This is a genomic window from Shimia sp. (assembly GCF_041624275.1).
Classification (GTDB): domain Bacteria; phylum Pseudomonadota; class Alphaproteobacteria; order Rhodobacterales; family Rhodobacteraceae; genus Shimia.
The window spans coordinates 1-11,679 of record NZ_JBFJVE010000090.1 but is presented as its reverse complement, the minus strand read 5'-3'; the positions used below and the strand labels follow the sequence as shown (position 1 = coordinate 11,679).

Here is an 11,679-nt window from a genome sequence, read left to right as displayed (position 1 = left end):
GCCTCGGCCTCGGCCGCCGCGCGCCGGTGACCGAGGCCGACCCCGGTCACCGCGAGATTGTCGAGCACGTCGAGCCCGGTGAACAGTCGCCCGGCCTGAAAGGTGCGGGCGATGCCGGTCCGGCGCAGCTCGTGCGGCGGCAGCGATCCGATGTCACGCTCCCCCAGAGTCACCGCGCCGCTGGTCGGGGCCTGGAACCCCGTGAGGGTGTTGACCAGGGTGGTCTTGCCGGCCCCGTTCGGCCCGATCAGCCCATGCACGGCACCCGGGGTGATCGACAGCGTGACATCGGTCAGGGCCTTGAACCCGCCGAAGGCCACCGTCACCCCGGAGGCCGCCAGGGAGGAAAACGTTTGATCCTGCCGCGTCATGGCTCAGACCTCGGCCAGTTCTTTGAGCTGGTCGACCTGATGCTGCTCCGAGGCCGCATCGGCGGTCAGAACATAGACGCCGGTATCGTGCAGGCTGACGGTCCAGCCGGGCTCGACGACGATGGTGGTGGTCACTTCCTCGATCACCGCCGGCCCTTGCAGCGTGTCGCCCGCCCCCATGGCCGAGCCGTCATAGACCGGGGTCTCGCGGGCAAGGCCATCGGCGCTGAAGACCATCGGGCGGATGCCCTTCTGGGTGGCCTCGGCCCCCGAGCCGGCGGCAATGGTCATCCGCTTGGGCTTGTCGACATGGCCGGCAATGGTGCTTTCGACATTGACCACCTCGACCGCGTTGTGCGGCTCGTCATAGGTGTAAAGCTCCTTGTGGCGGGCATGGAAGGCGGCCTTGATGTCGGCCAGCGTCGCCTCGGTGACTTCGAAGGGGTCGATCTCGACCGTGCATTCATGCACCTGACCGACGTAACGCATGTCGAGCGAGCGGCGGATCGAGATCTTGTCGTCGGCAAACCCGTCACCGGACAGATCCCGGTGGCCGCGCAGCTCCAGACTGTTGAACAGCTCGTCCAGCCGCGCCGCCGCCTCGGCCCCTTCGAGCCGGATCGGCGCCGGAGCCATGTAGTTGTACTTCACGTCCGAGATGATCTGCCCATAGGCGCAGAGCCCCGAGGCAAGCTTGGAGATCAGCACCTTGGAAATGCCCATCTCGCGCGCCAGCGCCGTGATATGCGCCCCGGTGGCACCGCCGGCCCCCATCAGCACGAAATCGCGCGGATCATAGCCGCGTTCCACCGAGACCCGGCGGATGGCGTTGACCATGTTGTTGTTGACGATGGTGAACATGCCATAGGCGGCCTTTTCGACCGAAATGCCCAAGGGGTCGGCAAGCTTGGTCTTGATCGCGCTGCGCGCCTTGTCGACATCAAGCGGCAGGCGCCCGCCGACCAGACCGTCGGCATTGAGATAGCCCAGCACCAGGTTGGCATCGGTGGTGGTCGGGTTGGTGCCGCCCTGCCCGTAGCAGGCCGGACCGGGTTCCGAGCCCGCCGATTGCGGCCCCATCTGCATCAGCCCCATCGAGTCGATCCAGCCGATCGAGCCGCCGCCGGCGCCCAGGGTCTCGACCTGGATCATCGGGATGCCGATGCGATAGCGCAGGAAGTCGATGTTCTTGTTGACATTGGCCTGGCCATCCTTGGTCAGGGTGATGTCGAAAGAGGTGCCGCCCATGTCACAGGTGATGATGTTCTTGTCACCCCAGGGCTCGGCCACATCCAGCGCCGCCTGCGGCGCCGAGGCCGGCCCCGAGTTGATGGCATAGACCGACTGGTCGCTGACCACCTTGCCCAGCGCCAGACCACCGTTGGACTGGAAATAGCGCACCGGATGCTGGCTGCCCAGCTCGCGGAAATAGGCGTCGATGGCCTCGACGTAACGTTGCAGGATCGGCGCCAGATAGGCGTTGACGATGGCCGTCGAGGTGCGGGTGTATTCGCGCACCTGCGGATAGAGCTGCGAGCCGATGGTCAGGCGCACGTCTGGCATCATCTCGCGCACGATCTCGGCGGCGCGCATCTCGTGCTCGGTGTGCAGCACCGACCAGACGAAGCTGATCGCGACCGATTCCACGCCCTGGGCGATGAAATAGCGGCAGGCCTCGCGCACGTCCTCTTCGTTGATCGGCGTCTTGACCGACCCGTCCGAGATCACCCGTTCACTGACGCCCTTGCGCAGATGGCGCGGCACCAGCATGGTCGCCGGCGGATAGTCGGGATCATAGCGATAGCCGTCTTCCTTGTGGCCGAGGCGGATCTCGATACTGTCCTCGTGCCCCTTGGTGGCGATCAGCCCGGTCTTGGCCCCGGTATGGGTGATGAGCGCATTCAGCCCCACGGTGGTGCCGTTGATGCAGAGATCCGAGTTGGAAACGATCTCTTCGGCGCTGAGCCCGGTTTCCTCGGTGATCAGGGCCAGACCGTTGCGGATGGCCTTGGTCGGCTCGGTCGGGGTGGAAAGCACCTTGAAGATCTGGGTGCTGCCCTCTTTGTCGGCAAGGATGAAATCGGTGAAGGTGCCGCCGGCGTCGATGCCCAGACGATATTGAGTACGCATGTTATTGTCCTTTCAAATCAGGGGATCAGGCGACAGAGCGCGCTTGGTCGGTGGCCGGCTGGTCGATGGCGAGCGTGTCGGGGTCGGCGATGATCACGCCGTAGTCGCGCCGCGCGCCCTCGATGCTGACCAGCCCGTTGCGCACGTCTTCGACCACTTTCAGCGGGTCGCGCTCAAAGGGGTTGCCGAAGCCGCCGCCGCCGGGGTTGAGGTTGGCCGCGATCTCGCCGGGCTTGATGGTTTCGATCACGTTGTCGGTGATGATCTGGGTTTCGCCGTTGCGGGTGATCTCGAGGCGGCCGACCTTCTTGTGCACCATGTCCGACTTGGCGCCGGCTGCCCCCATGGCCGGGATGCGGCGGCCCTCGCCGAAAGTGACCAGCGTCATGTCCTGATCCAGCGGTTCCACCGCCCAGCGGGTGCCCGAGCCGCCGCGGAACTTGCCGGCGCCGCCCGAGTCCTCCATCAGCCCGTATTCGTGGATGATGATCGGATAGCTGTGCTCGAGCATCTCGATATCGCCCGAGGTGAGCGCGCCGAAACAGCATTCCGGCCCGCAGGCGTGCCAGCCGTCCTGGCTGGCCGTGGCCCCTGCCCCCGAGATGATCGAGGCCAGCACCATGGTGACGTATTCCTCGTCGTGGCGGCTGTCCCAGCCGGCAATGTTGCAGCCGTTGGCATGGCCCCAGCTGGCCGAGACCTTGTCCGGGGCGGCCTGTTCAAAGGCCAGCCGCACCGCGTCGGTCAGGGTCTCCATCGGGGTGGTGGTGCAGTTCATGTGCGGCGCCGGCGACTGGGCGTTGCACAAGGAGCCCTTCTTGCCCATGTCCACCGTCACATTGCGATAGAGCCCTTCGTTATAAGGCGGCGGCAACTGCGCGAACATCATCAGCCCGAGGTAGACGCCGGAATAGGAATTGCCCTCGTAGGAGTTGATGAAATAGGGGATCTGCGGCGGGCTCTCGATCTCGATATGGCAGCTGTCGCCGGTGATCGTCACCGTGGCGGTGATGTCGAAATCACCGAAACCATGGCCGGCATCCTCGAGCACGGCCGTGCCTGAATAGGTGCCGTCGGGCACTTTCGAGATCAGCCCCCGCATATGGGCATTGGCCATGTTCAGCAGCTCGGCGATACAGGCCTGCACCACGTCCTTGCCGTATTTGTCCATCAACGCGACAAGGTTGCGCGCGCCCACCTGGCAGGCGCCGATCAGGGCGTTGAAGTCGCCCTCCTGATCGCGCCGGGCACGCATGTTGACCAGCAGCATGTTCATGATGTCGTCGCGCGGCACGCCCTTGTCCCACAGCTTGATCGGCGGGATGCGCAGGCCCTCGGCATAGATCTCCTTGGCCTCGGGGTTGTAGCCCGCCGGCACCGGCCCGCCGATGTCGGTCAGGTGGCCCTTGCAGACCGTCCAGAACACCAGCTCGCCCTCGTAGAACACCGGGTAATACATGCAGGTGTCGATGATGTGGCTGCCGCCATAGGCGGGGTCGTTGTGCAGGATCAGGTCGCCCTCGTGGATGTCACCCTCGAAGAAGCCGGCCACCGATTTCATCGCCGGGATGAGCGATCCGAGGTGGATCGGAATATCCTGTCCTTGCAGGATCATCTCGGGCGTGTGGTTGAACAGCGCCGTGGAATAGTCATGTGCCAGGTTGAAAACCGAGCTGCGCGCGGTCTTTTCCAGGGCCAGGGTCATCTCGCGCTGGGTGGTTTCCAATACGCCGCGCACCACGGAAAGCGTGATCGGGTCAACTTGTGTGTCTGCCATAAGTTCAGGTCCTCTGCATGGGTGCAGAAGGATTGCCCTGGGGAAGCATGTGCCCTCCCGGTCCGGCGTGGTCCTCCTGCACGTCGATCTCGGGTTTCAGCATGGCGGGCGATGCGCCGGCGGTCTTGACGCTGGGCGCAGGAAGATTTGCAGCCCCGTGCAGAAGGATTTGACACTGGGCGCAGAACCGTTTGCCGATCCGCGCAATGGCCTTCTTTTCTTTTGTTTTTTACCCCCTTCCGGCTATGGTCTAGGCTGGGAGGACACAGACATGACCGCCGGGTTGCACTTCTCGACGGCCGCGACCGAGCCGCAGCACCGTTCCAGCCGCTGGAACGCGGTGGTGGCCGAGTCCTATTTTCCGCTGGACCTGCAATTTCGCGACCCGATCCATTTCAACGGCGAGCTGAGCCGCGTCTCGCTCGGTCACGTCGGCCTGTCGCGGCTGACTTCGGATCCGGTCAACTACGAACGCCGCCCGGCGCATATCCGCGAGGCGCGGGCGCGGGAATACCTGATCACGCTGCCGCGCAGCTCGTCTGTCGAGTTTCGCCAGCTGGGCCGGGACGTGCGCTGCGACCCGGGCGGTTTCATCATCGAGCGCGGCGACGAACCCTATCGCTTCATGTATGAAAACCCCAACGACCTGATCGTGCTCAAGGTCGGCTACCAGGCGCTGGCCGAAAGGGTGCGCCAGCCCGACCGCTTCTGCGCCCGGGTCTTCGACGCCACCTCCGGCACCGCCGGCCTGTTCTCGGCCATGGTCGACCAGGCGCAGGCCCAGGCCGCGAAACTGGGACCGGCAGCGGCCGAGACCGTCGGCCGCCAGCTGCTGGAACTGCTGGGGCTGCTGCTTGACGAAACCTCGGACAGCAGCACCAGTTCGCTGTCGACCGTGCGCATGGCGCATATCGCCCGGGTCGAGAAATTCATCCGCGCCAACCTCAAGAATCCCGACCTCTCGCCCGATCTCGTGGCCGAGCATTGCGGCATTTCGAAACGCTACCTGCACGATCTCTTCAAGGACGTGAACGGCACCGTCAGCCAGCAGATCCGCGACCAGCGCCTGACCGCCGCCCGCGACCGGCTGGCCGCGGCGCCGGGGCTGGCCATTGCCGAGGTCTCCTATCGCTTCGGCTTTTCCGACCAGGCGCAATTCTCGCGCCTGTTCAAGGCGCGCTTCGGGATGACGCCATCCGACTTCAAGGCCGCCGGCGGCCCGAAAGACGGCTGAGGTCCGGCCGCCCCCTGCGCAAGAGGCGACGGCCGGCCGCAGACGCCCCTCAGAGCCCCTTGCTCCGGTAGCTGGCCGCGATACGCTCGATGGCACAGCAGAAGGCCGCCGTGCGCAGATCAGCGACCCTCGGATCGTCGTGCCAGCGCTGGCGCATCGCCTGATAGGCGGCGCGCATCGTGTCGTCGAGCCCCGAGCGCACCAGCTCCAGCTCATCCGCGCCGCGCAGGTATTTCCGCTTGAAATCGGGGCTGGGCGACCATTTCTTGCCCATCACCTCGGACAGGCTCTCCAGTTCGTCGACGATCAGCTGGTGGCGCGCCTCTTCCTGACGGCGCTGCATGCGCCCGAACTTGATATGGCTGAGGTTCTTGACCCATTCGAAATAGGACACGGTGACACCGCCGGCATTGGCATAGAGGTCGGGAATGATCACCGTGCCCCGCTCGCGCAGGATGTCATCGGCGGCCGCCGTGACCGGCCCGTTGGCCGCCTCGATGATCAGCGGCGCCTTGATTCGCGCCGCGTTGCCACGGTGGATCACCGCCTCGACGGCGGCCGGGATCAGGATGTCGCAGGGCGCCTCGAGCAGCGGCAGGCCGTCGGCGGTGAAAGCCGCATCGCCATAGCCCGCGACCCCGCCATGGGTGGCGATCCAGCGATGCACCGCCTCGACGTCCAGCCCGGTGTCGCTCCACAGGGCGCCGTCATGCTCGACGATACCGCAGATCAGCGCCCCGTCTTCCTCGCTGAGGAACTTGGCGGCGTGATAGCCGACGTTGCCGAGACCCTGAACGATGATCCGCTTGCCCTCCAGCGCCCCGCAAAGCCCGGCGCGGGCCAGGTCCTCGGGATGGCGGAAGAACTCGCGCAGCGCATATTGCACGCCGCGCCCGGTGGCCTCGACCCGGCCCTCGATGCCCCCGGCATTGACCGGCTTGCCGGTGACACAGGCCTGGGCGTTGATGTCGGTGGTGTTCATGCGGTTGTACTGGTCGGCGATCCAGGCCATTTCGCGCTCGCCGGTACCCATGTCGGGGGCCGGCACGTTCTGGCTGGGATGGATCAGGTCGCGCTTGGCCAGCTCATAGGCGAAACGCCGGGTGATCAGCTCCAGCTCATGCTCTTCCCAGGCTCGCGGATCAATGCAAAGCCCGCCCTTGGAGCCGCCGAAGGGCGCCTCGACCAGGGCGCATTTATAGGTCATCAGCGCCGCCAGCGCCTCGACCTCGTCCTGATGCACGCCCGGCGCGAAACGGATGCCGCCCTTGGCCGGCTCCATATGCTCCGAATGCACCGAGCGATAGCCGGTGAACGTATGCATCTCGCCGCGCAGCCGGACCCCGAAACGCACGATATAGGTGGCGTTGCAGACGCGGATCTTCTCTTCCAGCCCCGGCGAGATATCCATCAGCGCCACCGCGCGGTTGAACATCAGATCGACCGACTGGCGAAAACTCAGCTCCTGCGACGGCGCTTCGATCACGGGATTGTGCAGCATTGGGGCAACTCCTTGAAAAAAGGGGGAACCGACCCGCCTCGATGGCGGGCCTTCATCATTTCACACCGGCCTTGCGTCACGACCGCGCCGCCGCTTTCTCTTGCCGGAAATATCCGCGGGGTGAATTGAGCCGCAGGCTCAAGAGGGGCGGCAAGCCCCTCCTGCCGGGCGGCGCGTCTCACCGCGTCGGCACCGGGGTCTCGCCCCGGTAGTCATAAAAGCCACGGCCGGACTTGCGCCCCAGCCAGCCGGCCTCGACGTATTTCACCAGCAGCGGGCAGGGCCGGTACTTGGTGTCGGCCAGCCCGTCATGCAGCACGTTCATGATCGCCAGACAGGTGTCGAGCCCGATGAAATCACCCAGCTCCAGCGGCCCCATCGGGTGGTTGGCGCCCAGTTTCATCGCATTGTCGATCGAGGCCACGTTGCCGACGCCTTCGTAAAGCGTGTAGCAGGCCTCGTTGATCATCGGGATCAGGATCCGGTTGACGATGAAGGCCGGGTAATCCTCGGCCGAGGCGGCGGTCTTGCCGAGCTTGGCCACCACCGCCGCCAGCGTCCGGTAGGTCTCGTCCGAGGTGGCGATGCCGCGGATCAGCTCGACCAGCTGCATCAGCGGCACCGGGTTCATGAAATGGAACCCCATGAACTTCTCCGGCCGGTCGGTGCGGCTGGCCAGCCGGGTGATCGAGATCGACGAGGTGTTCGAGGTCAGGATCGTATGCGGCGCCAGCGACGGCGCCAGCCCCGAGAAGATCCGGTCCTTCACCGTCTCGCGCTCGGTGGCGGCCTCGATCACCAGATCCTGGCCGCCCAGCTCGCCAAGCTCGGTGGTGGCGCGAATCCGCGACAGCGCCGCCGCGCGGGCGGCCTCGTCCAGCTGCCCCTTGGCCACCTGGCGGGCGGTGTTCTTCTCGATCCGCGCCACGGCGGCGCGCAGCGCCTCCTCCGAGATATCGTTCAGCAGAACGTCATGGCCGCTGGCGGCGAAGACATGGGCAATGCCGTTGCCCATCTGCCCGGCGCCGATGATCCCGACCGTCTGAATGGTCATGGCGCTATCCTGCGAAACTATAGGCGGTCTTGACCGTGGTGAAGAACTCGGCCGCATAGCGACCCTGCTCACGCGACCCGTAGGACGACCCCTTGGTGCCGCCGAAGGGCACGTGGTAATCGACCCCGGCGGTCGGCAGGTTGACCATCACCATGCCGGCCTGCGACCCGGCGCGGAAGGCCCGCGCCTGTTTCAGGCTCGAGGTGCAGATCCCGGCGCTGAGGCCGAACTCGGTGTCGTTGGCAACGCTCAGCGCCTCGTCGAAATCGCCGACCTTGATCACCGAGGCACAGGGGCCGAAGATCTCTTCGCGGCTCGAGCGCATGTCGTTGCGGGCATCAAGAAACAGCGCCGGCGCCTGGAAATAGCCCTCGGTGTCGAGCTGCAGGCGCTCGCCGCCGATCACCTCGGCACCTTCGCCGCGCGCGATCTCGACATAGTTCAGGTTGCCTTCAAGCTGGTTCTGCGAGGCCACCGGCCCGATCTGGGTCGCCGGGTCCAGCGGGTTGCCGACATTGAGCGCCAGCGCCTCGGTGGTCAGCCGGTCGACGAATGCGTCGTGGATCCCGGCTTCGACGATGATCCGCGACGAGGCGGTACAGCGCTGTCCGGTCGAGAAGAAGGCGCCGTTCAGCACCGCCGACACCGCGATGTCGAGATCGGCATCGTTCATCACCACCATCGGGTTCTTGCCGCCCATCTCGGCCTGCAACTTCTTCATGCCCTGTGCCGCCTGCACCGCCATGGCGCGGCCCACCGGAACCGAACCGGTGAAGGACACGGCGTCGACCTCGGGGTGCGACAGGATCGCGTCGCCGACGATGCTGCCACGACCCATGACCAGGTTCATCACCCCGGCCGGGCAGCCGGCCTCGTGGATGATCTCAACCAGGATATGGGCGCTGGCCGGGGTCAGTTCCGCCGGTTTGAACAGGATCGTGTTGCCATAGGCGAGCGCCGGCGCGATCTTCCACGCCGGGATGGCGATCGGGAAGTTCCACGGCGTGATCAGCCCGACCACGCCGACCGGGCCACGGGTCACGTCAACGTCGACATCCGGGCGCACCGAGGCGATGGCATCGCCCGCCACCCGCACCGCCTCGCCGGCGAAAAAGCGGAAGATCTGCGCCGCGCGCACGGTTTCCCCGACCGCTTCGGCAAGGGTCTTGCCCTCTTCGCGGGCCAGAATGCGGCCGATCTCGTCCTTGCGCGCGAGAACCCGCTGCGCCACCGCCTCAAGAAGGTCGGCGCGCACCTGCGGCGAGGCCCCGGCCCAGCCGGCAAGGGCGGCGCGGGCGGCGCGGGCGGCCTGATCCACCTGATCGACCGAGGCCTGGGCAAAGACACCGACAAGGTCGCAGATGTCGGCCGGGTTGCGGTTTTCCGAGGCGCCGTCGCCCGCCAGCCAGCTGCCGGCAATCAGGTTCTGTTTCATGGATTTCTCGTTGCTGAAAAGGACATTCAGGGTGGGGAAAGCAAAAGGGGGAGTGATGCTGCTTTCCCCAAGGCAACCCTTGGAAGGACTGTCAATGGCTGCCTTTGTTCTCGACCTCTGCCGGGAAGGTCAGGCGGCCGCCGCCGTGGCGATCGCGGCTTCGAGCGCCGCCTCGATGATGTCGAGCGCCTCGGCGACCTGCTCTTTCGGCGTGGTCAGCGGCGGCAGCAGGCGGATGGCATTGGCCCGGGTGCCGCAGGGCAGGATGATCAGCCCGCGCGCCTCGGCCTCGGCGACGATGGCCTGGGTCAGGCCGGTGTCGGGCGCATTGGTGACCCGGTCGGTGACCAGTTCGAAGGCGACCATCGCCCCAAGGCCGCGCACCTCGCCGATGGCCTGCATTCCGGGCCGTTCGGCCAGGGCGACCAGCCGCTCGGTGATCATGGCGCCGATCTCGGTGGCGCGGGCGCAGAGATCCTCTTCCGCGATCACGTCGAGCACCGCATGGGCCGCCGCCACCGCCAAGGGGTTGCCGGCATAGGTGCCGCCGATGCCGCCGACCGGCGCCGCATCGACCACCTCGGCGCGCCCGGTCACCGCCGACAGCGGGAAACCGCCGGCCAGCCCCTTGGCCATGGTGACGAGATCGGCCGCCACGCCGGCATGTTCAAAGGCATACATCTTGCCGGTGCGCGCGATGCCCGCCTGCACCTCATCCGCGATCAGCAGGATGCCGTAGGTGTCGCAAATCTTGCGCAGTTCGCGCAGGAACTCGGCCGGCGCGACGACGAAACCGCCCTCGCCCTGGACCGGCTCGACGATGATCGCCGCGACCCGCTCGGGGTCGATGGTCGAGCGCAGCATGTTCTCGAGCACGCCGAGGGAATCGGCGACACTGACCCCGTGGAAGGCGTTCGGGAAAGGCGCGTGATGCACTTCGGGCGGCATGGCGCCAAAGCTTTTCTTGTAGGGATTGACCTTGCCGCAAAGCGCCATCCCCATCAGGGTGCGGCCGTGGAAACCGCCGGAAAAGGCGATCACGCCCGAGCGGCCGGTAAAGGCACGGGCCATCTTGACGGCGTTCTCGACCGCTTCGGCACCGGTGGTCACCAGCATGGTTTTCTTGGCAAAATCGCCCGGAGTCGCGGCGTTCAGACGCTCGGCCAGCGCGATGTACCCCTCGTAGGGGGCAACATGGAAACAGGTATGGGTGAAAGCTTCGCTCTGGGCGGCCACCGCCTGCATCACCTTGGGGTGCCGATGCCCGGTGTTGTTGACCGCGATGCCGGCCGCGAAATCGATGAAACGCTTTCCATCTGCATCCCACAGCTCGGCATTCTCGGCGCGCACGGCATAGATTCCACGGGTCGCAACCCCCGTCGCAACGGCTGCGTCACGGCGCAGCTTGAGATCCTGAGTGGCAGTCACGGGCGAGTCTCCTGATTTGATGTTCCGAATCTACGCACTTTATTGCGCAATATTCTGCGCAATGCTACCAAAAAGTTGCGCAGCATCTTTTGATTCGACTAAGCTGAGGGCGAAACGACATGGAGAACCCTGCAATGACAGATGAATTCGACGTGGGCGCCCGCCTCAAGGAGATCCGGCAGCAATTCGGCCTGTCTCAAAGGCAGTTGGCCGAAAGCGCCGGCGTGCCGCACGGCCAGATTTCGATGATCGAAACCAACCGCAGCAGCCCCTCGGTCGCCTCATTGCGCAAAATTCTAGGCGGATTCGGCATTTCGATGTCGGAATTTTTTGAGCCCGACGCCGTCACGACCTCGCAGGTCTTCTTCAAGCCCGACGAGCTGCGCGACCTGACCTCGCTGCTTTATCAGGGCAACGCGGCGGCGCAGCAGAAAATCACCATCCGCCAGGTCGGCGATGCCAAGATGCACGGGCTTCAGATTCTTCAGGAACGCTATGAGGCCGGCGCCGATACCGGCGATGCGATGATCGAACATGAATCCAGCGAAGGCGGCATCGTCATCGCCGGGGAAATCGAGGTGACCGTCGGCAGCGTCACCTCGGTGCTGAAGGCCGGCGATTCCTATCTCTTCAACAGCCGCGAGCCGCACCGGTTCCGCAATGTCTCGGACCGCGCCGCCGAGGTGATCTCGGCCTGCAGCCCGCCCTATCTCTAACCCTGTCAAAGCAAGGATTCACATGAAACCGCT

The 11,679-nt window shown here is 65.5% G+C and carries 9 protein-coding genes; 2 read left to right on the top strand and 7 right to left on the bottom strand.

Annotated features, from left to right (window positions below):
- The 3 genes from ABZD10_RS08765 to ABZD10_RS08755 all read right to left on the bottom strand — a co-directional run.
- Positions 1-371 (bottom strand): ATP-binding cassette domain-containing protein (locus tag ABZD10_RS08765; protein WP_372885864.1); only part of this gene is annotated, 371 nt, incomplete at its 3' end.
- Positions 372-374: 3 nt separating this feature from the next.
- Complete coding sequence (locus tag ABZD10_RS08760; protein WP_372885862.1) at positions 375-2,501, bottom strand: hydantoinase/oxoprolinase family protein; 2,127 nt, start codon at positions 2,499-2,501, stop codon at positions 375-377.
- A gap of 25 nt (positions 2,502-2,526) precedes the next feature.
- On the bottom strand, positions 2,527-4,278 hold the full coding sequence (locus tag ABZD10_RS08755; protein ID WP_372885861.1) for a hydantoinase B/oxoprolinase family protein: 1,752 nt from the start codon (positions 4,276-4,278) through the stop codon (positions 2,527-2,529).
- 271 nt (positions 4,279-4,549) lie between these two features.
- Between ABZD10_RS08755 and ABZD10_RS08750 the strand changes: the two genes are divergently transcribed.
- Entirely contained in the window at positions 4,550-5,512 is a 963-nt protein-coding gene (locus ABZD10_RS08750; protein WP_372885859.1) for a helix-turn-helix domain-containing protein, read from the top strand.
- A 49-nt stretch (positions 5,513-5,561) separates the two neighbouring features.
- Here the strand turns inward: ABZD10_RS08750 and ABZD10_RS08745 are convergent, their stop codons facing one another.
- The 4 genes from ABZD10_RS08745 to gabT all read right to left on the bottom strand — a co-directional run bounded on the left by ABZD10_RS08745 (position 5,562) and on the right by gabT (position 10,930).
- Positions 5,562-7,013, bottom strand: a complete 1,452-nt coding sequence (locus tag ABZD10_RS08745; protein ID WP_372885857.1) for a Glu/Leu/Phe/Val dehydrogenase — start codon at positions 7,011-7,013, stop codon at positions 5,562-5,564.
- 178 nt (positions 7,014-7,191) lie between these two features.
- Positions 7,192-8,067 carry a 3-hydroxybutyryl-CoA dehydrogenase gene (locus ABZD10_RS08740; RefSeq protein WP_372885856.1) on the bottom strand — a complete coding sequence of 292 codons (876 nt, stop codon included), beginning with the start codon at positions 8,065-8,067 and terminating at the stop codon, positions 7,192-7,194.
- Positions 8,068-8,071: 4 nt separating this feature from the next.
- Complete coding sequence (locus ABZD10_RS08735) at positions 8,072-9,502, bottom strand: aldehyde dehydrogenase family protein (protein ID WP_372885854.1); 1,431 nt, start codon at positions 9,500-9,502, stop codon at positions 8,072-8,074.
- A gap of 129 nt (positions 9,503-9,631) precedes the next feature.
- Positions 9,632-10,930, bottom strand: coding sequence for a 4-aminobutyrate--2-oxoglutarate transaminase (gene gabT, locus ABZD10_RS08730; RefSeq protein WP_372885852.1), 1,299 nt, complete (start codon positions 10,928-10,930; stop codon positions 9,632-9,634).
- A gap of 134 nt (positions 10,931-11,064) precedes the next feature.
- Here gabT and ABZD10_RS08725 point away from each other — a divergent pair, with 134 nt between their 5' ends.
- The gene (locus tag ABZD10_RS08725; protein WP_372885851.1) at positions 11,065-11,646 is read left to right on the top strand and encodes a cupin domain-containing protein; all 582 of its coding nucleotides are present in this window, start codon (positions 11,065-11,067) and stop codon (positions 11,644-11,646) included.
- Positions 11,647-11,679 lie beyond the last annotated feature (33 nt).